We start from the raw sequence: 21,123 nt of genomic DNA, 5'->3' as shown, positions 1-21,123 counted from the left end.
TTTTTTGTGGGTACTTGGCAGCGCCCGCCGCACGACCGAGGCTGGTGTCTGCCATCAAGGAGTCGCCAGTTTCTCCAGGCGACGGTGGCCCCAGTCGGAAAGGGGGGCAAGGGCCTCGGAGAGTTCTCGGCCGAAGTCGGTCAGGGAGTACAGGGTTTTCAGCGGGAGTACGTCGTGCACCTCCCGGTGCACCAGTCCGTCCGCCTCCATCTCGCGCAGCGCCTGAGTCAGCACCTTCTCGCTGAGCCCCGGCAGCAGGCGGCGCAGCTCGGCCGGGCGGTGCGGGCCGGACTCCAGCCGCCACAGCAGCGCGGTCTTCCACTTGCCGTCGATCACGGAGATCGCGGCGGTCACTCCACAGACGTTCAGGTCCTGAGCACGTCCGCGCGTCATCTTCGTCCCCACTCGTCTCGTCATCCATCGCCTGCGCCGGTTCGCGGATTTCCCGTTGCGGTTCCCGTCGCAATTCCCTTTGTCTTAACAGGAGTTCAAGCATGCCCACGTATTCCGACACCGACCAGTCTGCCCTCACCGCCACCGTCACCGTGCTCGGCCTGGGCCCGATGGGCCGTGCCCTCGCCGGCGCCTTCCTGGACGCCGGCCTGCGGACCACCGTATGGAACCGCACGCCCGGCAAGGACCAGGAACTGCTCGCCCGCGGAGCGACCGGCGCGGCCTCCGCCGCCGAGGCGGTCGCCGCGAGCGGGCTGACCGTCGTCTGCGTGGTGAACTACGACGCGGCCGACGGCATCCTGCGGGACGCCGCCGTCACCGACGCCCTCAAGGGCCGTACGGTCGTGAATCTGACCGCCGACACCCCCGACCGCGCCCGGCAGGCCGCGGACTGGGCGGCCGCCCACGGCATCCGCTACCTGGACGGCGCGATCATGACGCCGACCACCACGATCGGCACGCCCCACGGGGTGTTCCTGTACAGCGGCCCCGACGACCTCTACCAGGAGCACCGCCCGGTACTGGACGCGCTGGACGGCACCCACACCCACCTCGGCGAGGACGTCGGCCGGGCCGCCGCCCACGACCTCGCCCTGCTCGACATCTTCTGGACGTCGATGGCGGGCTACGTCCACGCCCTCGCGCTGGCCCGGGCCGAGGGCATCACCGCCCGTGAACTGGCCCCCTTCGCCCAGGGCATCGCCGCGATCCTCCCGCCGCTCTTCGAGGAGTGGGCGGACGACGTCGACAACGGCACGTACTCCGGCGAGGGCAACCCCATCACCTCCGGCGTCTCCTCCATGTCCCACATCGTCCACGCCTCCGAGTCCCACGGCATCGACGCGAGCGTGATGCGCGCGGCCGAGGGCCTCGCCCGCCGCGTGGTCGGCCTCGGCCACGGCGAGGACGGGTTCACGCGGGTCACGGAGCTGCTGGGGCGCCGCTGAGCCGAAGCCGAAGCCATTCCGCCACGGCCGCGAAGTCCGCGTCGGTGAGCCCGTGACGATGGTCCACCCGGTGCAGGAGGGCTGGGGCGGAGTGATGGGCGGCCGTCCACGCCCGGTCGACGTCGGTGATCTCGTCGTCGAGCCAGACGAAGGGCCGGTTTCCCGCCCAGTCGACCAGAGGCCGCGTCTTCCAGTGCAGACCGGCAGGCCCGCCCCCGTCGTCGTCCTCGCCCGGCCAGTCCACCAGGGGCAGCCGCGGCAGCCCCAGCCATGGCGAGAGGCACACGTTGGCGTCCTCCATCCAGGTCGTGGCCCACACGAGGTCACACCCCAGCCCCGCCAGCCGCGGGCCGAGCGCGGGGTCGACCCGGTCGAGCAGCGGATGGGCGACGGCCTCGGCGGGCGGAGCCCCGAAGCGTGCCTCGAACACGGGGTACGGCCGCGGCGCCCCGAACGGGATGAGCGTGCCGTCGACGTCCAGGAAGAGAAGCGTCAGGGCACTCGCCTCCCTCGCGACTCCCTCGTCAGGACGGAGAGAAACCCACTGGTACCGACCACGACGAGGACGCTACCGTGCCCTCATGACTGCCGGGTCGGCCTCGTGCCGTGAGCGAGTTGGGTGCCCGGCCTCTGAGTGAGGCCGGGGTGGGCCAGGGGCCCGCCTTCTTCTCTGCGTATTTCCCCAGGAATTTCCCAGGACGGAAACCAGCGACAGAGAAGGTACACACAAGAATGCCCAACGAGTTCAATCAGCAGGTCATCGACGAGTTCCGCGCCAACAAGGGCCGTATGAGCGGCTACTTCGAAGGCGCCCGGATGATCCTGCTCACCACCACCGGCGCGCGCACCGGTACCCCGCACACCACCCCCGTCGTCTACCTCCCCGACGGCGGTGAGCGCATCCTCGTCATCGCCTCGGCGGGCGGTGCGCCCACGCATCCGCACTGGTACCGCAACCTCCTCGCGCAACCCCGGGCCACCGTGGAGAGCGGCGCGTTCACGTACGAGGCGCGGGCCGTCGTACTGGAGGACGAGGAGCGGGAGCAGGCCTTCGCGCGGGCCGTCGAGGCGGAGCCGGGCTGGGCGGCGTATCAGGAGAAGACGGAGCGGGTGATCCCGGTGGTCGCCCTGTACGAGATCGCGCAGGGCGGTCCGCCGAACATCAATGCCGGGTCCATGGGCGAGGCGATCAAGGTGGTCCACGACGCCTTCCGGCGCGAGCTGGCCCAGATCCGCAAGGAGATAAGCGGCACAGGCGTCTCGACTCTCGGCGCCCAACTCCGCGTCAACTGCCTCACCTTCTGTCACGGCCTGCACAATCACCACACCGGCGAGGACCTCGGCATGTTCCCGGTCCTCGCCGACCGCCACCCGGAGTCCGCCCCCGCGCTGGCGCGACTGCGCGAGGAGCACGAGCGGATCGCCGCCCTCGTCGAGGACCTGCGCCGGGTCGTGACCGCCGAGGACGCGGACCCGGCCGCCGCCCGAGCGGAGGTCGAGCGGCTCACGACGGAACTCGAGGCCCATCTGACGTACGAGGAGGAGCAGTTGGTGCCGCTTCTCGACGGGCTCCGCAGCGGGCCCCGCGGCGCGTGAGGCCGTAACCCGCGGGCGCCCTAGAACGGCAGTGGCCGCCCGTGCACCACCTCCAGCCGTGACACCGCCCGGGTGAGCACCACGTACAGCCGGTGCAGCCCCCGCTCCTCCGACTCGGCGATCGCGGCGGGCTCGACGGCGACGACATGGTCGTACTCGAGGCCCTTGACCAGGGTCGCGGGTACGACGCTCACCCGCGCGGCCGGTTCGGACGGGTCCGCCACCGAAATCCCGGCCTCGTCGAGCGCCCGCCGCACCCGCTCGACCTCCGCGTCGGCCACGACGACCCCGACGGACCCTTCGCGCGCCGCCGCATCCCGTACGGCATCCACGACCGCCCCCAGCAGCTCACCGTCCGCGACCGGCCGGAGCCTCAGCTCCCCGTCCCCGCGCAGCGACCGCCCCGCCGGTACGTCCACGTCCAGCCGCGCCAGCAGCCGGTTGGCGAACGCCACGACGGCCTTCGGCACCCGGAAGCCGGTCGTCAGCGGTACGACGGCCGCGTCCGGTTTCCCCAGGTGGCGCAGGGTGGTGTCCCAGGACCGGGCCGCCCAGGGGGTGGTCCCCTGCGCCAGGTCACCGAGGACGGTGAGCGAGCCGAAGGGCGCCCGGCGGGCGATCGCCCGGCACTCCATCGGGGACAGGTCCTGCGCCTCGTCGACGACGAGATGGCCGTACGCCTCCGGATGCTCGACGAGCCCGGCGACCTCGTCGAGGAGGACGAGGTCGGCGGCCGACCAGCGCGCCGACTTCCACGACCGCGGCGGCCGCGCCCACAGCAGCGCCTTCTGCTCGTCGGCGTCCAGCAGTCCTTCCGAGGCGGCCCCCAACGCCGCCGGATCGGTGAGGAGTTCGGCGACGACCTCCTCCGCCCTGACCCGCGGCCACACGGCGTCGACGTACGCCCCGACCGCCCGCGACCGCGAGACCCGCTGCACCCAGGCGGCGCTCCGCGGCCCCGCCCGTCGCTCGGCCCGCAGTTGCACACACCGCACGACCCGGCTGCGCACCCGCTCCCGCCCGACACCGTACGGCGGCTCCTCGGCCCGTACGTCGGCCACGATCCGCGCGAGTTCGCCGGCGGCCACCCGCCACCGGTACGACCCGTCGGGCACCGCGAGATCGACGGCCGCCCCCTCCCCCGACACCCGCGCGTACAGCGCCCGCCGCAGCACCTGAGCCATCCGGGCGTCGTGCTTGACGACGGCCGTCCGCTCCTCGTCGGCACCGGTGACCGGGTGCCGGGCGATCTCCTCCAGGAGCGTCGACTGCCGCACGCCCGTCTCGCCCAGGGCCGGCAGGACCGCCGCGATGTACGACAGGAAGGTCCGGTTGGGCCCGAGGATCAGCAGGCCGCCGCGGCGGATGCGCTGCGGGTGGGTGTAGAGCAGGTAGGCGGCCCGGTGCAGCCCGACGGCCGTCTTGCCGGTGCCCGGGGCGCCCTGCACACACACCGACACGGCCAGGTCCCCGCGTACGAGATCGTCCTGCTCGGGCTGGATGGTCGCGGCGATGTCCCGCATCGGCCCGACCCGAGGCCGCTCGATCTCCCGGGCGACGATGTCGCTGACGCCCGACTCCCCTTCCGATTCCCCTTCGCCGAGATGCTCGTCCTCCAGCCCCGTCAGGTCGGCGGAGTCGCCGCGGCTGCCGGGCGCCCAGCCGAAGCGGCGGCGGACGGCGACGCCCTGCGGGTCGCCGGCGCTCGCCTGGTAGAAGGCACGGGAGACGGGGGCGCGCCAGTCGACGACGAGGGGCGGGGCGGCGGGGTCCTCGCTGACCCGCAGCCGCCCGAGGTGGTACCGCTGCCCGGCATGCTCCCCGCCCGAGAAGTCCAGCCGCCCGAAGAACAACGGCCCTTCGGGCAGTTCCCGCATCTCCTTGGCCCGGCTGCGCAGCCGGTACCCGAGGACCTCGGCGTCGGCACCGGAGGCGGAGACGTCCTCGCCGGTGACGACGTGTTCCCCGGCCCCGTCGACCATGGCGGTGAGGGCGGCTCGGCAGCGGTCGTGGTGGGCGCGTTCGTGGCGGAGGGCGTCCTGGAGGGAGGGGTCGGGTGACGTCATTCCAACGAGCGTACCGGAATAACGTAACCGAGTTAAATTTCTTACTCAGTACCGTCTACTGGCTTGCTCACGCCAAGTGCGGCAACCCGGCCGCCAACATCCCGAAGGCCCGCTCCGCCGCCGCCACCGCATCCCCCCGTACGTCCGCCGCCCGCTCCCCGCCCGCGATCCGCCGCCAGTTCTCCAGCGCCAGGATCCGCTGCACGGCCACGATCTGCCCGGCCGCCAGCCCCGCCTCCAGCCCCCCGCCGAGCGCCTCGGCCAGCGCGGCCTCGGACCGCTCCTGGAACCCGTACAGACGGGCCACCAGCGAAGGCGTCCCGTAGAGCAGGGCGTGGAAGGCGAGCACCTGGGGATGGTCATTGAGCCCGGTGACGGGATCACACCGCTCCAGCCCGTCGAGAAAGTGCCGCCGCAGCGCCACGAGCGGCGCCGCCTCCCCCCGCGCCACCACCCGCGCGGCCTCCCCCTCGTGATCGGCGAACCGGTACAGGACCAGGTCCTCCTTCGCCGGGAAGTACCGGAACAGCGTCGGCTTCGAGATCTCCGCCGCGGCCGCCACCTCGGCGACGGACACCGCGTCGAACCCCTTCTCCAGGAACAGCCGGATCGCGATCTCCGACACGGTCTCGTACATCCGCCGCTTCTTGCGCTCCCGCAGCCCGACCGCGCCTGCCTCGCCGTTCTCAGCCATGGGGTGAGGGTACGCAGGGCACGGCGGTGCGGCCGCCACGCACGTGGCTATCGCCGGACGGACTCCGACGCGGGCAGCGCCCCGGTGAGCCGGGGGTGTGCCGTAGACCGGGCCGGAAGGCCCAGTGAGGCGGTGGCGGCGGCCAGGGTCATCGCGTACGAGTCCACCGCGCGGCGCACGTTGGGGGCATCGAGGCCCGAACCGGTGACGAGCCGGTCGAGGTCGACGTACGCGGACCGGACGATCTCGACCCACCGGTAGACACGCCAGTCCTGTCGCCAGTCCTTCGTGAACTCGGGGGCCAGCAGGCTCTCCCATCTGCGGAACATGCGCGCCCGGATCTCGGGCCGGGTAGGCGTCAGGTGGAAGTGCCGGACCAGGTCGTACAACGGGTCGCCGACCATCGCCATCTCCCAGTCGATGATGGTGAGGGCCAGATCATCGTGCTGGGAGTGACGCACCAGGTTCCACGGGTTCAGGTCCCCGTGCAGAAGGACATGGGTGCGCGGAGTGACCTGGTGCCGGGCCAGGATCTCGCTCAGCCGGTCGGCGTCGGGGAGACCCAGGGACTTCGCCAGCTGTTGCGACTTGCCGGGCAACTTACGTACCAATTCGACCAGTTGCCGACTCAGCCAGGTGTAGAAGTCCAGTTTCCCGTCGATGGGGTCGAGTCCCTTGTGGTCGACGCAGGTCAGCGCGCCCAGTTGGTTGACCAGTCCGTCGGCCTCGTGCGGCAGCAGGCCGTTCACCGGGTGGCTGGGGGGCCGATCGCCGTGCGGCGGTCCGACATAGGTGTGGATGGCGAACGGTTCACTCACGTGGCTGGTGCCGAGCGCGAGCACCCGTGGCGCCGTCACGTCCGCCCCGGACCGCTCGATGGCCTGCAGTACGGCGTGTTCGCTGAGGTGGCTCGGCTCGAGCCGGCAGAACGACGTCAACCTGCGCCGCACCACCACCGGCGAGTCGATGCCAGGCACCCTGACCACGGAGTTCAGATGCGCGGTGCCCTTGAACACACGGCTCGCCCGGGCCGCGCCCTCAGCGAGCAGCGCCTGCTCCACCGCCGCGTGCGGGAACTCGGGATGCTCCGGCACCCGTCGGTCCGGTTCCCACACGAGGGCAGGTACCGGACGGAAGCCGGTGGGCCGGCGGTGCCGGGAGTCGCGCCAGCGGACCAGGATCCGCTCGATCTCCGACTCGCCGGGCACCCGGGCGAGCCCGAGCGGTTCGGCGGCCGCCTCCAGAGCCGCATGCACGGAGGCCGTCGCCTCCTTGAGGCTCGTGTCGTCGAGCCGGTCCTCCAGCGATCCGGCCGCGCGCATCACGTCCGGATAGAGGGACTGGGCGCGCTCGAAACCGACGTAGTGGCGCAGGTCCTTGACCAGTCCCTTGACCGCCGAGGGACGGTGCCGCTCCATGGCCGCCGCCCAGGCCCCGGTCACGTCGTCCCACTGCGTTTCCGGGTAGCGCATGCGGACCAGATGCGTAGCCAGTTCGTGCAGCGGGTCGCCGTACGTGGCGAGTTCCCAGTCGATGCAGGCGAGAGGATGATCATCGTCGGACACGATGAGGTTGTCCCGGTGCAGATCCGTGTGCAGCAGGTTGTGCGGACGCCGTGACATGGCGGGGACCCGATCAGCCAGGCGGGCCAGGGCATCGGAGGGCACGCCCAGGGCCGCGAACAGCCCTCCGAACTCCCGCCAGTTGGGCAGTCGGATCTCACGGTCTGCGCGGTGAGCAAGCGTCCGCAGGAAGCTCCTGCTGTCGGTGGCGCCACTCGGCAGACCAGAGGGCAGCGCGGGCAGAACGTCCCTGCGCACCTGGGACATCCCCGCCACCGTCTCCATCAGCGCCTCGACGAGCAGCTGGTCGACCGGTTTGCCGTTCTTGCAGATGTGCGAGAGGGGTACGCCCTCCACGAAGCTGTGGACCGCGGAATCGGTTCGCTTGGCGAGGCATTCCGGAACCCCGGGCACCCGGCCCTTGATCGCGCCGAGTACGTCCGCCTCGTTCCAGGTCCTGATCACCACTCGCAGTACGCCCCGCGCCGGCAGCCGCACTATCGCCGGTGTGCCCGGCCGACGCCCCACGAACCGCGCCATGGGCTCGGTCAGCGGCAGCACGTAGTTCTGATTGTGGTGACCGACGCTCATCTCGCCGTGGCTCTGTGCCTGCTGCACGAACTCGACGTACGGGTCGTGGGCGCCGGGCCTCCCGGGGGGAGGCGATGGAACAGGGGGCGCATCCACCGGCTGCTCCTGGATCAAAGTGCAAGGTTCCGGAAATTGATGCAGAGCCTAGCGCCGGAAGGGAGCTCGTACGACTCGAGTCCACCGATCCATGGTCTCAATGAGGTATACGCGGCTTGGCGGGGCCTGTGTGTTCGAGAAGACCGCGTGCAGAGCCTTTTCGAGCACCCGTCCGCTAATCCTTGAGGCTGCTGTACCAGACGGAGTCGAACCAGGCCTGCATGTTGGTCACGAAGACGGAGTCCGTGGCCAACGGGTCCTCGGTCCTGACATGCCTGGTCATACTTGCGCCAAGACCTTCCACGTCCCATACGTCGAGCTCTTCACCGGTCTCGAGCACTATCCGGCCCTCGATCACCTTGTACGGGGCGAACACCGCCTCGACGCCGTTGATCAGGTAGAGCTTGAAGGTCGGCGCCATCGCCATGCGCCGGATGTCGAAGGTGGCCGGGCCGTCCAGCCAGGGCTCCAGCTCGCCGAATGCGTGCCTGAGCAACTCGATGCGGTAGTTGGCTATACGGTGCAGCCGCTCCCGGGGCCGCGGGTCGGCCGGGTCTTCCTTGGCCCGTGGATACGGCATAACGATGGCCTCGGACGGCAGGAGCATCCGTACGGCGACCCGCTCTGGCCTGATCTCCCCCTCCCGGACACGGTCGACCTGAAGCCGGACGTGGGCGTCCAGCGATTCGGACGACAGCGTGGCGACATCCAGGGTGACCTGCGGCTCTTCGAAGGCCGCTCGGATGAGACGTTCCAGCCGAACGGCTCCACCCCGGGGGGCCGGAGTCGTCGCCTGGGCGGCCGGCTGGCTCAGCACCCGGGATCCGCTGCCCTGACGGGACTCGATCAGGCCATCTCTGGCCAGCTCCCTGAGTACCCGTTGCATGGTGTCGCGCGAGACCCCGAACTCCTCCGCCAGTTTCCGTTGCGACGGCAGCGACCCTCTGACCGGGTACGTCTCGTCGGCGATGCGGGCGCGCAGCTCATCGAAGACGCGCTGGAACGCAGCGCCTCCGCCCTCCCCGGTCCTGTTGGCGTCCACACCGCGACCGTACCTCTTCCGGCCGACGAGCAAACCAATTCCGGACAAGGGGACAGGCCGATAGGACTGGTAGTTAACGGATCACACTCTGCGGGAAGACCAATCCAAGACAACCAGTCCAATTGGACGGACGGTTGATCGGTTGACGGGAAGTGGAGGGCAGGCCATGACCTTGCTCATGTCACGACTGTCGCCGCACCACGTCCAGCACCTGCTCGAGAGAGCCCACGATGAACTCGGGCTTGACGCCGACTGCCAGAAGAGCCTCCAACTTCCTTTCGTTACGCGCGTAGCCCAGGAACGGAACCCCGGCCCGTTGGGCCGCCTCGTAGTCGGTGGGCGCGTCACCGAGCATCAGGGCCTGCGACAGGTCGTGGGTTCCCATGGACTTGAGCGCCTGCACCAGGCAGTGCGGATTCGGCTTCATCAGGCTCAGGTCCTGCTCACGGCCGCAGATGTGCGGGAAGAGGTCGGCGATTCCGCGGGACTGGATGTAAGCGGCCGCTGCCCGACCGGAGTTGTTGGTGGTGATGGCGAACCGCGCGCCGCGCGAAACCCACGTTCTGATGAGTGGATCGGCGTAGGGCGTGGGCATGGCCCCCCGGACGGCGGCCAGTTCACGCTGGGTGAGCCACTCCTCCAGTTCGCGGATGAGGTCGCTGTCCGGCCGCTGCCTGTTGACGGCGAGCAGGGCCACGTGGGGATCGGTGGCGGATCGTTCCTCCTCGTCCAGCAGGCTCCCCATTCCAAACCCGTCGATCTGTTGAACCAGTTGACGGGCTATGCCGACCGCGCTGTACCCCGCGAACAGCCGGCAGATGGGCCCGTCGAGGTCCCAGAGCACGAACCGAGCGGAGGCGATCAGTGAGTCCCGTTCAGCGTGCGTCGTATCAGAAGTCACTAGGAGAGTGTCAGGTCCGTCGTGATGGTTTCCCAGAGGGCGTCGAACCACTTCTGGGATTCGTCCACAAATGCGGCGTCGCGCTGGCCGGCCGCGCTGTCGAAGGAGAAGAGGAGGGATTCGGTGCCGAGGACGTCGTACATGTCGAGGGTGCCGCTGTCCGAGAGCTCCTCCCGGCGGGTGACCATGTAGTACGCCATGAGCGCCTCCGTGCCGTTGAGCAGGTACAGCTTCACCGGTGGGGTGAAGGGGAGGGCGCGGAACGTGACCGAGACGTCGATGCCGTGCGAGGAGCGCAGGGAGCGGAGGTTGTGGCGCAGGACGTGACCCTGGGCGTTGCGCATGTCCAGCCAGCGCTGGTGGACCGGATCGTCGTCGCCGCTGCTGCTGTCGACCTGCACCGGGAAGGCCAGGGTGATGTCACGGGAGGGCAGGAGGATGCGGGCGTCGATGGAGCGGGGGCGGATGCGGCCCTCATGGATGTGGCGGATCGGCTCGCCCAGGGCCAGCATCAGCGACTCGGCGGTGAGGCACGCCGCGTCGATGCGCACCTCGGGGGCGGAGAAGGCGGCCGTGAGGCGGGAGGCCAGGCCGACCATGGTCGGCTGCGGTTCCTCGCTGTTCGGGGTGACCTCGGCGATCCGCGGCGGGCTTCCCTTGCTCACGTTGCTGAGCAGCCCGTCGTCCTGGAGCACCCGCAGGGCCTGCCGGACAGTGCCCCGCTCCACGTTGAACTCCTCCGCGAGTTCCGCCTGGGTGGGGAGGCGTTGGCCCGCCTTGAGGTCACCCGCCCGGATGCGTTCGCGCAGGATGTCGGCGATTTCCTGGGGGGAGAGCCTTCTGCTGCCGTTCACTGCCACGTTCTCCTGGGTCACGACCAAACGCTACAACTTCGATCCATCTATGGGGAGTTGTTTGGAAGTTGTTTATGAGTAGCTGCCAAGTGGGGACAACATAACCAGAGTTGGTTGCCAACTTGGTCAAGTTGGCGGAAGTTTTACCTCCTGTTCCGTCCCGCCCCGGAAGCCCGAAGGGGGAACCACCGTGCCCGTCCTCGCCCTCATCGCCGCAGTGTTCGTCGTCGGCATCGAGCAGACCGTCCAGTGGAAGTACGGTTTCGCCGGCATCGCCGGACTGCTCCTGCTCACCATAGGCATCAAGGCCAAGAGCCCGGCCGTCAGCTCCGTCGGGGCGGTCATGCTCGCGTTGCTGGTCACGAGGCCCTCCCTATGACCGAACGGCGCCCCGATCAGCCCTTGTGGGAGACGTCAGCTCGTGAGCAGCAGCTCCGAACTGATCGTCTCCCACAGTGCGTTGAACCACAGGTGGGACTGCTCGACGAAGGTCGTGTCCCGCAGGTCGGTGCCCTGCGCGAAGGCGAACAGCATCGACCGGGTGCCCTCGGCGTCGTACATCTCCAGCTGCTCGTGGTCGATCTCCTCCGCGCGCCGCATCAGCAGGTAGTACGCGAACAGCGCCTCCGTGCCGTTGAGCAGGTAGAGCTTCACCGGCGGGGTGAAGGGCAGCGCGCGGAAGGTGACGTGCACGTCGATGCCGTGGGTGGCGCGCAGGGCGAGCAGGTTGTGCTTCAGCACCTGGCCCTGGGCGTTGCGGTGGGCCAGCCAGCGCCGGCGGACCGGGGCGCCCTCGCCGTGCCCCTCGACCGGGACGGGGAAGGCGAGGTCGATGTCCCGGCTCGGCAGCAGGACGCGGACGTCGATCTTGGCCGGTTTCAGCTGTCCGGCGTGGATCTGGCGCAGCGGTTCGCCGATGGCGAGCGTGAGGGAGACGGAGGTCAGACACAGGGCGTCGATCTCGACGTGCGGGGCCGCGAAGGCGGCCGCGATACGGGGAGCGAGGGCCACCGTGGTGGGTTGCGGCGGGGCCCCGGGACCGGCCGGCATCCCGCCCAGGCCCAGGTCGGGGGCCACGGTGGCGGGGCTTCCCTTGGAAACGTTGGTCAGCAGATGCTCCGACTGCAGGATGTACAGCGCCTGCCGTACGACCCCCCGCTCGACCCCGAACTCGTCGGCCAGCCTGGCCTGCGTGGGCATGCGCTGGCCCGGCCGCAGTGCCCCGGACCGGATCCGGGCACGCAGCTCGTCGGCCACCTCGCGATGTGTCCTCTGTGGCCGTTGTGCCCTCTTCCGCCCATTGACGGCGGCGTGTTTCGGGTCCACGACCAAACACTACAACTTCCCGCCATCTTTGGGCAGTTCAAGTGAAGGTGGTTATGAGTCGCTTCCAAGTGGAGAGAAGTACAGTGAAGTTGGTCGCCAACTTGAGCAACATGGTCAAACTTTCACAAGGTTGGCCACCGCCCGAACAAGGGGGACCGCCATGCCGCTCATCGCCCTCGTCATCGCCGCCCTCGCCGTCGGCTTCGAACAGCTTGTCCAGTGGAAGTGGGGGGCGATGGGCATCATCGCCTTCGTCGCCCTGACCGTCGGCGTCAAGGCAAAGAGTGTCGCGATCGGCGGCATCGGAGCGGTCATCCTCGTGATGCTGCTCGCCCAGTCCGGCTGATCGGGCTCCCTTCCGGAGGGGAGCCGGGAGCCCGGTCGGTCTGCACAGTCACAACTGAAGATCGTCAGCATCGAGCACAGTCACAACTCAACATCGTCAGGACAGGCACCACAGCACAGCCACAACTCCATAGCTCGCTACGGATGCAGAGCAGCAAGCAGCACCGTCGTCGGCAGAAAAGGAGGTCTCAGAACATGTCCGGGCACCAAGGTCGCCTGGACGTACGCAGCAGGGCGTCGGCCAACCGGGCGGCGCCCGCTCGTTCTTCCCGGACCCGGCCCAGCGCCGCCAGCCGCACCGCGGACTCGTCGCCCAGCCACAGGGTCGCCAGCTCGCCGGCCTCCAGCGTGAGGTCGGCGTTCTGCTGCGTCGGCGTGCAGGATCCGCCCGCCGCCGACGCCTCCAGCCGGTAGCGTCCGCCGGCCAGGCCGTCCCGGTCGGTCACCTCGAGGACCAGCGAGCCCTCACCGGCGTACGTCCGCGCCTCCAGCGCCCGTACGACGTCCAGGATGCGCACCCACAGCCAGTCGCCCTGGGTGGTGGCCGTGGCCGCCCTCGGGTTCGGCAGGAGGAACGGGAGCAGGTCGTCGGGGGCCCGCCAGCCGCTCTTCACCTTCGTGACCCAGTCGATCGAGCAGAGGAAGCGCCACAGGGCGCGCTCGGCGGTCGGGGTCGCCGCGAGCAGCCACCTCACGGACACCGTGTCGTGCGGCTGCTTGCCGTGCCAGTTGTCGTCGGCCGCGTACGCGACCAGGCCCTCGACCTCGCCGTCCGCCGAGCGATACACCGCGTAGTGCGGCTCGGTCCACGACGGGTCGAGCCGTACGGCACCGGTGTTGATCCGCCACCACTGCTCGTCGCGGCTGACCGCGCCGGGCTGGGCGCGGCGCACCCGCTCGTGGAGTTCGGGGCCGAGCTTGCGGACGTCCTCGCCGTCCACGAGGTCGATACGGCCGCCGTCCTCGGGGCTGCCGGAGCGGCGGGGGTCGAGGCCGGTGCGCGGGACGTCGACCGTCCACTCGGTCATCCAGGTGGCGGGGCCGAAGCCGTAGCGGCCGTAGATCTGGTACTCGGCGGCGATCAGGGTGGCGACGACGTCGCCACGGTCCTTCGCGGCCGCCAGGTCCTGGGCCATCATGCGGGTGAGCAGGCCGCGGCGGCGGTGGGTGGCGGTGACGGTGACGCCCGTGACGGCGCTGGCGGGGACGGGTGCGCCGCCGACGGCCGTGAGCTCCTGGGTGAAGGACTTGAAGGTGGCGACGCAGCGGCCGTTGTCGAAGGCGCCGAGGTAGCGGCCGGGTTCGCCGGTCTCGAACTGGGCGCGGCGGGCTTCGAGTTCCGTCTCGGAGGGGAAGGGCTCGCGCAGGAAGCCGGTGTTCACCGCGCGGAGCCAGTCGGGGAACTCGGACTCGGTGATGGGGCGGACGTCTATGTCGGGGCGGCGGCTCGGGTGGGTCATGGGATCACGGTAGGCCGGTGGCGGGGTGGTGTCTCGGGGGTTTCCCCGCCCCCGCCGCCCCTACCCGTCCCGTCCTCCAGGGGCGCTGCCCCTTCGGCCCCGCCAGGGGGCTCCGCCCCCTGGACCCCCGTGCCTTCGCCCACCCACCACCCGACTCGGTCAGTCAAGAAGTGGGCCTTGAAAAGCCGCCCCGCCCCCTCAAAATGCCGCCCGAACCTCCCCCACCACCCGTCCCCCGCCCTCCAGCGGCGCCCGCCCGATCCGCTCCACCACCGGCGAATCCACCCCCATCAGCTCCAGCGCACGCCCCAGCACCGGCCCCAGCGCACGCCCGCCCCCGTCCTCCACCTTGAAGGCCAGCGCGCGCCCGTCCGGCAGGGCGACCGCCTGGACCGCCTCCGCGCCCATCTTCGACAGGGCGCCCGGGACCTCGCGCATCAGCCAGGTGTCGGGGCGGCGGGTGCCGGCGACGTACTCGGGGTGGGCGCGCATGGCGTCCGCGACCCGGCGTTCGGCCGTGCCGGGGTCGGCGCGGACGAAGGTGCGGTAGGCGCGGGCCAGGCCGGTCAGGCTGATCGCCATCAGGGGCGCCCCGCAGCCGTCCGTGCCCACTGCGGCCACCTTCTCGTCGGCCGCTTCCTCCACAACCCTGTGGATGAGCTGCTGCAAGGGATGGTCGGCCGCGAGATACGTCTGAAGCGGCCAGTCCCGCAGTGCGCTCACCGCCAGCATCGCCGTGTGCTTGCCGGAGCAGTTCATGGTCACGCGGGAGCGGACCGCGCCCGATGCCAGGTATGTCTCCCGCTCCTCCGCGTCCAGCGGCAGGTCCGGCGGGCACTGGAGCAGGGAGGCGTCCAGCCCGTGTTCGTCCAGCATCTTCTGGACCAGGTCGCGGTGGAAGGACTCCCCGGAGTGGCTGGCCGCGGCCAGCGCCAGCCGCTCCCCCGCCAGGTCCAGGCCCGCCCGCAGCACGCCCGCCGCCTGCATCGGCTTGTTGGAGGACCGCGGGAAGACCGGGGACGTCACATCGCCGAGCGCGAGCTCCACCGCCCCGTCCGCGTCCAGCAGGACCAGACTGCCCCGGTGTCGCCCCTCGACGAACCCGGAGCGCACGACCTCGGCGAGGACGGGCGGTATGGCGGGCAGGGCGGCGGAACGTGACTCGGGCATCGGCGGTGGCCTTCCGGAGATCGGCAGATCGGCAATCGGCAGATCACGAGATCGGGGGACCCGCCCTCGCGGCGGGCCCGGGATCGCCGGTACGGCCGCCGCCTCAGGTGAGCAGGTCGTCGACCTGTGCTTCCCCTTCACGGTACCTGCGGGCGATCTCCGCGCTGCAGTCGTCGGCCGTGCGCTGCAGCCGCTGCCGGCGCCGGGACACCTGCTGCTCGTACCGCACCAGCCGGCCCATCGCGGTGTTCAGCTCCAGGTCGGTCCGCGCCCCCAGGTCCGACAGCTCGACCTCGGCGAGCATCTCCGCGGCCAGCAGCCGGTACTCCTCGCGGTGCGGGGTGCCCAAGGTCACATGGCGGGCGGAGGAGCGGATCCGGGCCGGGGCGTCGGTGAGGATCTCCGACAGCCGGTCGACCACCGCCGCCGCCCCCGCGGGGGACCGCCGGAACAGCTCCGCCCGCAGGATGTCGATACGGCCCTGGAGCAGCCGCCGTACGTAGCTGAGGTCGGCCTCGTCCCGCTGGGCGTCCCGGCGCAGGGTGCGCAGTTCGGGCAGGCTCAGCACGGCCAGGTCGGGCCCGGTCGGGTCGGCGGGCAGCAGCGGGCTGCCCGTGCGCTGCACGGGGGGCCGCTGGGTGCCCAGCCGCCCCTCGGTACTCGGTGTGCTCATGTGTCTCTACCGTCCCCTCGACCGGATGTGGAAGCATCGTGCCACCCCAAGTGGCCGCTATGTGACCGAGTGCCCCTGATCGGCCCCAGATGGGCGGTTAAGGATCAGAAAATGGCACGTGCGGAGCACCGCCGGCGGCCCGGCATGATGGTCGTATGCGTGCAGTGGTGCAGAGGGTGGACGGCGCGAGCGTCGTCGTGGACGGCGAGACGGTCGGGGAGATCAACGGCGAGGGACTGTGCGTCCTGGTCGGCGTGACCCACGAGGACACCAAGGAGAAGGCGGCCCAGCTCGCCCGCAAACTCTGGTCGATCCGCATGCTGGCCGACGAGCGGTCGTGCAGCGACATCGACGCCCCGCTCCTCGTCATCAGCCAGTTCACGCTCTACGGCGACGCCCGCAAGGGCCGCCGCCCCACCTGGAACGCGGCCGCCCCCGGCGATGTCGCCGAGCCCCTGGTCGACGAGGTGGTCGCCCAGCTGCGCTCGCTGGGGGCGACGGTTCGAACGGGCCGTTTCGGCGCGAAGATGCGGGTGTCGCTGACGAACGACGGCCCGTTCACCGTGCTGATCGAGATCTGAACCCCGAACACCTAGGGCTCTACGACGACTTCCTGGGCGGCCGCCGTCGTGTCGGCCAGCAGCCGCGCGTCCAACGGCACGTTCCGCTTCACCAGTGCCAGCGCGACCGGCCCCAGCTCGTGGTGGCGTACGGACGTCGTGATGAAGCCGATCTTGCGGCCCTCGGCGCCCTCGTCCGCGAGGCGGATGTCCGTGCCGGCGGTCGGGAGGTAGACCTCGCTGCCGTCGAGGTGGAGGAAGACGAGCCGGCGCGGCGGCTTGCCGAGGTTCTGCACCCGCGCGACCGTCTCCTGCCCCCGGTAGCAGCCCTTCTGCAGGTGCACGGCCGTGTCGATCCAGCCCAGCTCGTGCGGGATGGTGCGGTGGTCGGTCTCGAAGCCGAGGCGGGGGCGGTGGTGCTCGACGCGCAGCGCCTCGTAGGCCAGGATCCCGGCCGCGGGGCCGGACTTCTCGGCGTACGACTCCAGGTCCGCGCGCGGCAGGAAGAGATCACGGCCGTACGCCGTCTCGCGGACGACGACGCCCTCGGGCACCTCGGCGATGGAACCGGCCGGCAGGTGGACGATCGCGATGTCGTCGGTACGGTCGGCGACTTCCACCCGGTTGAAGAACTTCATCGACTCCAGGTAGGCGATCAGCGCGTCCTGGGTGCCGGGCTCGACGTGCATCCAGACCGTCGCGCCGTCGTCCACCAGGTAGAGGGCGTGCTCGATGTGGCCGTGCGGGGACAGGATCAGGGCCTCGGTGGCCTGTCCCGTCGGAAGGTCGCTGACGTGCTGGGTGAGGAGCAGGTGCAGCCAGCTCAGCCGGTCGTCGCCGGTGACGGTGACGACCCCGCGGTGCGAGAGATCGACGAAACCGGTGCCGTCGGCGAGGGCGCGCTGTTCACGGAACAGGTCGCCGTAGTGGGCGGCGACGCCTTCGTCCACACCCTCGGCGGGGACGGCGCCGGACAGGGACAGCAGGGGGCTCTTCATGTGTATAAGCCTACGACTCGGTAGTTGAACCCTTCAGAGAACAGTCCTTGCACCGACCGAAGATCGCGAAGTGCTTCATGTCGGTCTCGAAGCCGAACTCCTTGCGGAGCTTGGCGGTGAACTCGGCCGCCACCGAGATGTCGGCCTCGATGACGTTCGTGCAGTCGCGGCAGACCAGATGGATGTGGTGGTGCCGGTCGGCCAGGTGGTACGTCGGCGCGCCGTGCCCCAGATGGGCATGGCTGACCAGCCCGAGCTCCTCCAGGAGCTCCAGCGTCCGGTACACGGTGGAAATGTTGACCCCCGACGCGGTCTTCCTCACCTCGATGAGGATGTCGTCGGGGGTCGCGTGCTCCAGGGTGTCCACGGCTTCGAGCACAAGCTGACGCTGCGGCGTCAGCCGATAGCCGCGCTGCCTGAGGTCGCTCTTCCAATCGGTGCTCACCACACCAGAGAGTCTAGGACTACTTGAAGAAGGCGATGCCGTCGTCCGGCATGTCGTCGGGGAGGGCCCTGGCCCAGCGCTCGACGTCCTCGGGGGTGACGACCTTCTTCAGGTGGGCCGACATGTAGGGGCGCAGCTCGACCTCGGGGGTCTGCTTCTCGCCGACCCACATGAGGTCGCTGTTGACGTAGCCGTACAGCCGCTTGCCGCCGGTGTACGGGCCGGAGGCGGCCGTACGGGCCACCGCGTCCGTGACCAGGTCGATCTGCGGCTTCTGCTTGGCCAGCTCGCCGTACCAGACCTCGACGACACCGTCGTTGCGGACCATGGTGACCTCGACCTTGCGGTCGGCGTCGACCCGCCAGAAGCCGGACTCGGACTCCAGCGGACGGACCTTGTTGCCGTCCTTGTCGAGCACCCAGGTGTGGGAGTGGTACTCCAGGAAGTCCCGGCCGTCGTGCGTGAAGGAGACCTCCTGGCCGAAGTTGCACTTCTCGGAACCGGGGAAGTCGTGCACGCCCGCGCCCGCCCAGTTGCCGAGCAGGAAGACGAGGGGGACCAGGTCCTTGTGGAGGTCGGACGGGATCTCGATCATGAGCAGCAGTTCCTAGACGTGGGTCAGCGCTGGCCCTGGTACAGCTTCTTCACCGTCAGTCCGGCGAACGCGAGCACGCCGACGCAGACCAGGACCAACAGGGCTTCGAAGACAACCTCAAGCACGGAGTGCTCCTCGGACGATCGTGGATGGCAGTACACAGTGGGATGGCGGTACACAAAAGCCGGGCCCCAGCTTACGCGGCCGGGGCCCGGCTCTCTCCGTGAGGTCCGCCCTGGCGGGCATCACCCCAGCAGCTGGCTCTGCAGGGTCACCGTCTGCTGGAACGGAACGGCCTTCGCCGTGCCCTTCCGGGACTGGATGATCACGGCGAGGACGTCACCGGCGGCCAGGTACGCCTGCCGGACGTGCTCGGCGCCGTACGGCTTCGACTCGGTGTAGACCGAACGCTGGACGTCGTCGACGCGGGCCTGCTCCGGGAAGTCCTCGTCGAAGACGGAGGAGCCCGCACCGCGCAGCAGGAGGCCGGGGCTGCCGTACGGGGCGATGTCCGTGGAGAACGCCTCGTCCACGACGGCCGCGGTGTCGAAGTGCAGGAGGTAGATCCGGGTGTGCGTGCCGTCCTCGGTGGTCCAGCCGCGGGCCGCGATGTGCCGCAGGCCGTCGTCGGTGAGCTGCTGCCGGAACTCCTCGCGCTCCTCCGCCTCGTACGCCGCCAGGAAGTCCTTCGTCGCCAGCCGGCCGTCCGAGCCGCGCAGCGCCTTGTCCTCCGCGGCGCCCACGGGGGCGGGCAGGACCAGGGCCCGCAGGTCGGCGTGGTGCGCGCCGGCCTTGTTCGCCTCGGCGAAGGGCTCCGGGCTGCCCGAGGGCAGCGGCGGCTTCGTCAGCGCCGGGTAGTCCCAGCGCCCGTCCGACTCCGTCGCCAGTCCCGGTACGTCCGTCCGCTCCATCCGCGTGATCCCGTACGCCGCCGACGCCCCGACCGCCGCGCACACCACGACGGCGGCGGTCCAGCGCAGAACGGCGCGCAGGACTCGGCGGTCTTTGGGGGCGGGGGGTGCGGGAGGTGCCGGAGGTGCCAGGAGGGGCGGTGCCATGGGGGGCGTGAGCGGGAGCGGAGGCGGGGGCGGGGGCAGGACGGGCTGTGGTTCCGTTGCTGTCGGCTGCGTCGCCGGTTCCGTGGTGGAGGGGTGCTCGGTCATACCGCCTCCCCCGGTTCGGCTATGCGGTCGAGCTGCTCGGCGAGGAGCATCGCGACTCCCTTGGTGTCGAGTGGCTTGACGCCGTCGGCGGTGGCGGTGAGCAGGACGTCGCCCTGGTAGGCGGAGCAGTACATGGTGTCGAGGTCCGTGTCGTCGTCCTCGGGCGGCAGGAAGCACTCGGCGTTCTTGTGGCCCTTGATCTCGGGTCCCTTGCGGAAGATGTCCAGGGCGTCGAGGAACTCGTTCTGGAACGTGGCCATGTCCCGCACGGCCGCCCGGCTCTCCATCTGCGCCAGCACGATGCTCACCGCGAAAATGCCCTCGTTGTCACTGACGGCACTCGCGTCCGAGCTGAGGTAGCTGCGCATCGCCATGCCCGTGATGTGCTGCCGGTCGATCTCCTTCTCCAGCTGCCTGCGCTGGGTGCGGGGCAGGTCGCTCAGCGACTCCTTGCGCAGGGCGGTCGCCTGGGCGCCGCTGAGCTGCGCGTCGGAGCCGAACTCGCCGAGATCGGGGCCACGCATCCAGCCGTCGGTGCCGTACGGCACGAGCACACCGGCGAGGCCCTCGGCGGTGGCCGCCTTCTTTTCCTCGACCGTGGTCTTCGGGAACTTCCAGACGGGGGCGCCGGCGTCGCGGTCGGCGTCGTCGACCGTCACCACGGTGTGGCCGACACCGGCGACGACGGCGCCGACGACCACGAGGGCTCCGGCCACGGCGGCGACACGGCCGCGGAGGAAGGGCTTCTTGCTCGGCGTCTCCGTGCTCGGAACCGGCTCGTTCTGGTTCTCGGTCACAGCCGCTCCATCTGCCGCTTTGCGAGGTCCATGATCTTCTTCTTGCTGATCGACTTGGTGTCGTAGATCCAGATCTCCATGGCGACGTCACCGCGCCAGGCGTGGGCCTCCGCGCTGTAGAGCGGCAGGTAACCGGCCTCGGTCTCCGGTTCGGTGTGGACGTACGCCGTGCCGCTGCCGGTGCCCGGGATGGTCCAGCTGTCGGTGGCGTCCTCGGCGTCCGCCCAGTACTGGCCACTCTCCGCCGCGTCGGCGGCCGCGGGAGCCTCCTCCTGGCGGAACTGGATCAGCCGGATCTCCAGGGTGGTCGTGCCGGACTTCCAGCCGGTGACGGCCGCCCGGCGGAACTCCTCGCCGACGAGGTCGTCGAAGGCCTCGTCCGGCGACTTGTACATGTCGGCGTAGGCGGCCAGATCCATCCAGCCGTCGGAGCCGGCCAGCCAGTCGGCCTCCTTCGTGCCGCGCGGCTTCTTCAGCAGCAGCTTGCGCAGGTCGCCGTCGGTCCTGACCCGGCGGTCCTGGGCGGCGGACAGCGGCTCGGGCCCCTTGCCCTTCGCCTGCGGCACCGTCGGCTGCGAGAGCGGCGGCAGCCTGGTCGGCTCGCGGTCGGCCTGGACGAGGTAGCCGGCGCAGGTACCGGCGACCAGGCCGAGGACGGCGGCGCCGGCGATCAGCAGCGCGGTGCGCCCGCGGCGCCTGGGCCGGGGTGCGGCCTGTGAATCAACCGGAGCAACCGGGGCGACTGGGGCGTCGGCTACTTCTTCGGGTACTTCCAAGACGTCCCCCCAC

23 protein-coding genes are annotated in these 21,123 nt (G+C 70.3%); 5 read left to right on the top strand and 18 right to left on the bottom strand.

Annotation, left to right across the window (positions count from 1 at the left end):
• Nucleotides 1-54 precede the first annotated feature (54 nt).
• Complete coding sequence (locus OG252_RS27740; protein ID WP_266437426.1) at nucleotides 55-393, bottom strand: winged helix-turn-helix transcriptional regulator; 339 nt, start codon at nucleotides 391-393, stop codon at nucleotides 55-57.
• Between the two features lie 101 nt (nucleotides 394-494).
• Between OG252_RS27740 and OG252_RS27735 the strand changes: the two genes are divergently transcribed.
• Nucleotides 495-1,400 carry an NAD(P)-dependent oxidoreductase gene (locus tag OG252_RS27735; RefSeq protein ID WP_329339481.1) on the top strand — a complete coding sequence of 302 codons (906 nt, stop codon included), beginning with the start codon at nucleotides 495-497 and terminating at the stop codon, nucleotides 1,398-1,400.
• On the opposite strand, the gene OG252_RS27730 is transcribed toward OG252_RS27735, so the two are convergent.
• Nucleotides 1,375-1,896, bottom strand: coding sequence for an HAD domain-containing protein (locus OG252_RS27730; protein WP_329345208.1), 522 nt, complete (start codon nucleotides 1,894-1,896; stop codon nucleotides 1,375-1,377). The two genes, OG252_RS27735 and OG252_RS27730, sit on opposite strands and share 26 nt — an antisense overlap.
• Before the next feature lie 236 nt (nucleotides 1,897-2,132).
• Here OG252_RS27730 and OG252_RS27725 point away from each other — a divergent pair, with 236 nt between their 5' ends.
• Nucleotides 2,133-2,996: a nitroreductase/quinone reductase family protein gene (locus OG252_RS27725; RefSeq protein WP_329339479.1), complete on the top strand. Its 864-nt coding sequence runs from the start codon at nucleotides 2,133-2,135 to the stop codon at nucleotides 2,994-2,996.
• A gap of 20 nt (nucleotides 2,997-3,016) precedes the next feature.
• On the opposite strand, the gene OG252_RS27720 is transcribed toward OG252_RS27725, so the two are convergent.
• From OG252_RS27720 to OG252_RS27695, 6 genes are all read right to left on the bottom strand, one after another.
• Nucleotides 3,017-5,062: a HelD family protein gene (locus OG252_RS27720; RefSeq protein WP_329339477.1), complete on the bottom strand. Its 2,046-nt coding sequence runs from the start codon at nucleotides 5,060-5,062 to the stop codon at nucleotides 3,017-3,019.
• A 67-nt stretch (nucleotides 5,063-5,129) separates the two neighbouring features.
• Nucleotides 5,130-5,756, bottom strand: coding sequence for a TetR family transcriptional regulator (locus tag OG252_RS27715; RefSeq protein ID WP_329339475.1), 627 nt, complete (start codon nucleotides 5,754-5,756; stop codon nucleotides 5,130-5,132).
• 47 nt (nucleotides 5,757-5,803) lie between these two features.
• Nucleotides 5,804-8,005, bottom strand: a complete 2,202-nt coding sequence (locus OG252_RS27710; RefSeq protein WP_443068432.1) for a phosphotransferase family protein — start codon at nucleotides 8,003-8,005, stop codon at nucleotides 5,804-5,806.
• A gap of 175 nt (nucleotides 8,006-8,180) precedes the next feature.
• Nucleotides 8,181-9,047 carry a GntR family transcriptional regulator gene (locus OG252_RS27705; RefSeq protein WP_266437409.1) on the bottom strand — a complete coding sequence of 289 codons (867 nt, stop codon included), beginning with the start codon at nucleotides 9,045-9,047 and terminating at the stop codon, nucleotides 8,181-8,183.
• Between the two features lie 181 nt (nucleotides 9,048-9,228).
• Complete coding sequence (locus tag OG252_RS27700; RefSeq protein ID WP_266437407.1) at nucleotides 9,229-9,948, bottom strand: HAD family hydrolase; 720 nt, start codon at nucleotides 9,946-9,948, stop codon at nucleotides 9,229-9,231.
• Nucleotides 9,948-10,829 (bottom strand): GntR family transcriptional regulator, encoded by an 882-nt coding sequence (locus tag OG252_RS27695; protein ID WP_329339472.1) that lies wholly within the window; start codon nucleotides 10,827-10,829, stop codon nucleotides 9,948-9,950. Before OG252_RS27695 ends, OG252_RS27700 begins: the two co-directional genes overlap by 1 nt.
• Nucleotides 10,830-10,992: 163 nt before the next feature.
• Between OG252_RS27695 and OG252_RS27690 the strand changes: the two genes are divergently transcribed.
• On the top strand, nucleotides 10,993-11,181 hold the full coding sequence (locus tag OG252_RS27690; protein WP_266437402.1) for a hypothetical protein: 189 nt from the start codon (nucleotides 10,993-10,995) through the stop codon (nucleotides 11,179-11,181).
• A 35-nt stretch (nucleotides 11,182-11,216) separates the two neighbouring features.
• Here the strand turns inward: OG252_RS27690 and OG252_RS27685 are convergent, their stop codons facing one another.
• Entirely contained in the window at nucleotides 11,217-12,134 is a 918-nt protein-coding gene (locus tag OG252_RS27685) for a winged helix-turn-helix domain-containing protein (protein WP_329339469.1), read from the bottom strand.
• A gap of 154 nt (nucleotides 12,135-12,288) precedes the next feature.
• On the opposite strand from OG252_RS27685, the gene OG252_RS27680 reads away from it, so the two are divergent.
• The gene (locus OG252_RS27680; RefSeq protein ID WP_266437398.1) at nucleotides 12,289-12,474 is read left to right on the top strand and encodes a hypothetical protein; all 186 of its coding nucleotides are present in this window, start codon (nucleotides 12,289-12,291) and stop codon (nucleotides 12,472-12,474) included.
• Nucleotides 12,475-12,661: 187 nt separating this feature from the next.
• Here the strand turns inward: OG252_RS27680 and OG252_RS27675 are convergent, their stop codons facing one another.
• From OG252_RS27675 to OG252_RS27665, 3 genes are all read right to left on the bottom strand, one after another.
• Nucleotides 12,662-13,933, bottom strand: coding sequence for a GNAT family N-acetyltransferase (locus OG252_RS27675; protein WP_329339467.1), 1,272 nt, complete (start codon nucleotides 13,931-13,933; stop codon nucleotides 12,662-12,664).
• Between the two features lie 198 nt (nucleotides 13,934-14,131).
• Nucleotides 14,132-15,103, bottom strand: coding sequence for an asparaginase (locus OG252_RS27670; RefSeq protein WP_329339465.1), 972 nt, complete (start codon nucleotides 15,101-15,103; stop codon nucleotides 14,132-14,134).
• A gap of 103 nt (nucleotides 15,104-15,206) precedes the next feature.
• On the bottom strand, nucleotides 15,207-15,776 hold the full coding sequence (locus OG252_RS27665) for an RsiG family protein (RefSeq protein ID WP_329339463.1): 570 nt from the start codon (nucleotides 15,774-15,776) through the stop codon (nucleotides 15,207-15,209).
• A gap of 155 nt (nucleotides 15,777-15,931) precedes the next feature.
• On the opposite strand from OG252_RS27665, the gene dtd reads away from it, so the two are divergent.
• The gene (gene dtd, locus OG252_RS27660) at nucleotides 15,932-16,357 is read left to right on the top strand and encodes a D-aminoacyl-tRNA deacylase (RefSeq protein WP_329339461.1); all 426 of its coding nucleotides are present in this window, start codon (nucleotides 15,932-15,934) and stop codon (nucleotides 16,355-16,357) included.
• Nucleotides 16,358-16,368: 11 nt separating this feature from the next.
• Here dtd and ygfZ read toward each other — a convergent pair whose 3' ends face one another.
• The 6 genes from ygfZ to OG252_RS27630 all read right to left on the bottom strand — a co-directional run bounded on the left by ygfZ (nucleotide 16,369) and on the right by OG252_RS27630 (nucleotide 21,110).
• Entirely contained in the window at nucleotides 16,369-17,334 is a 966-nt protein-coding gene (gene ygfZ / locus OG252_RS27655) for a CAF17-like 4Fe-4S cluster assembly/insertion protein YgfZ (protein WP_266437386.1), read from the bottom strand.
• A 10-nt stretch (nucleotides 17,335-17,344) separates the two neighbouring features.
• Nucleotides 17,345-17,782 carry a Fur family transcriptional regulator gene (locus OG252_RS27650; protein ID WP_266437384.1) on the bottom strand — a complete coding sequence of 146 codons (438 nt, stop codon included), beginning with the start codon at nucleotides 17,780-17,782 and terminating at the stop codon, nucleotides 17,345-17,347.
• Between the two features lie 16 nt (nucleotides 17,783-17,798).
• On the bottom strand, nucleotides 17,799-18,374 hold the full coding sequence (locus OG252_RS27645; RefSeq protein ID WP_329339457.1) for an FABP family protein: 576 nt from the start codon (nucleotides 18,372-18,374) through the stop codon (nucleotides 17,799-17,801).
• A 245-nt stretch (nucleotides 18,375-18,619) separates the two neighbouring features.
• The gene (locus tag OG252_RS27640; RefSeq protein WP_443068431.1) at nucleotides 18,620-19,537 is read right to left on the bottom strand and encodes a hypothetical protein; all 918 of its coding nucleotides are present in this window, start codon (nucleotides 19,535-19,537) and stop codon (nucleotides 18,620-18,622) included.
• Nucleotides 19,534-20,334: a hypothetical protein gene (locus OG252_RS27635; protein ID WP_329339455.1), complete on the bottom strand. Its 801-nt coding sequence runs from the start codon at nucleotides 20,332-20,334 to the stop codon at nucleotides 19,534-19,536. Before OG252_RS27635 ends, OG252_RS27640 begins: the two co-directional genes overlap by 4 nt.
• Nucleotides 20,331-21,110, bottom strand: a complete 780-nt coding sequence (locus OG252_RS27630) for a hypothetical protein (protein ID WP_329339453.1) — start codon at nucleotides 21,108-21,110, stop codon at nucleotides 20,331-20,333. Before OG252_RS27630 ends, OG252_RS27635 begins: the two co-directional genes overlap by 4 nt.
• Between the last annotated feature and the right edge of the window lie 13 nt (nucleotides 21,111-21,123).

It is taken from the genome of Streptomyces sp. NBC_01352, from assembly GCF_036237295.1.
Classification (GTDB): Bacteria; Actinomycetota; Actinomycetes; order Streptomycetales; family Streptomycetaceae; genus Streptomyces; species Streptomyces plumbiresistens.
The sequence above is the reverse complement of the archived record's forward strand: the minus strand, read 5'-3'. Positions and strand labels throughout refer to the sequence as shown.

Excerpts from the sequence above, each read along its gene's own strand:
- OG252_RS27640 (WP_443068431.1), bottom strand. The coding sequence starts at position 19,537 with ATGACCGAGCACCCCTCCACCACGGAACCGGCGACGCAGCCGACAGCA.
- OG252_RS27665 (WP_329339463.1), bottom strand. The coding sequence starts at position 15,776 with ATGAGCACACCGAGTACCGAGGGGCGGCTGGGCACCCAGCGGCCCCCC.
- OG252_RS27735 (WP_329339481.1), top strand. The coding sequence starts at position 495 with ATGCCCACGTATTCCGACACCGACCAGTCTGCCCTCACCGCCACCGTC.
- OG252_RS27725 (WP_329339479.1), top strand. The coding sequence starts at position 2,133 with ATGCCCAACGAGTTCAATCAGCAGGTCATCGACGAGTTCCGCGCCAAC.
- OG252_RS27645 (WP_329339457.1), bottom strand. The coding sequence starts at position 18,374 with ATGATCGAGATCCCGTCCGACCTCCACAAGGACCTGGTCCCCCTCGTC.
- OG252_RS27670 (WP_329339465.1), bottom strand. The coding sequence starts at position 15,103 with ATGCCCGAGTCACGTTCCGCCGCCCTGCCCGCCATACCGCCCGTCCTC.
- OG252_RS27740 (WP_266437426.1), bottom strand. The coding sequence starts at position 393 with ATGACGCGCGGACGTGCTCAGGACCTGAACGTCTGTGGAGTGACCGCC.
- OG252_RS27720 (WP_329339477.1), bottom strand. The coding sequence starts at position 5,062 with ATGACGTCACCCGACCCCTCCCTCCAGGACGCCCTCCGCCACGAACGC.
- OG252_RS27715 (WP_329339475.1), bottom strand. The coding sequence starts at position 5,756 with ATGGCTGAGAACGGCGAGGCAGGCGCGGTCGGGCTGCGGGAGCGCAAG.
- OG252_RS27675 (WP_329339467.1), bottom strand. The coding sequence starts at position 13,933 with ATGACCCACCCGAGCCGCCGCCCCGACATAGACGTCCGCCCCATCACC.
- ygfZ (WP_266437386.1), bottom strand. The coding sequence starts at position 17,334 with ATGAAGAGCCCCCTGCTGTCCCTGTCCGGCGCCGTCCCCGCCGAGGGT.
- OG252_RS27680 (WP_266437398.1), top strand. The coding sequence starts at position 12,289 with ATGCCGCTCATCGCCCTCGTCATCGCCGCCCTCGCCGTCGGCTTCGAA.
- dtd (WP_329339461.1), top strand. The coding sequence starts at position 15,932 with ATGCGTGCAGTGGTGCAGAGGGTGGACGGCGCGAGCGTCGTCGTGGAC.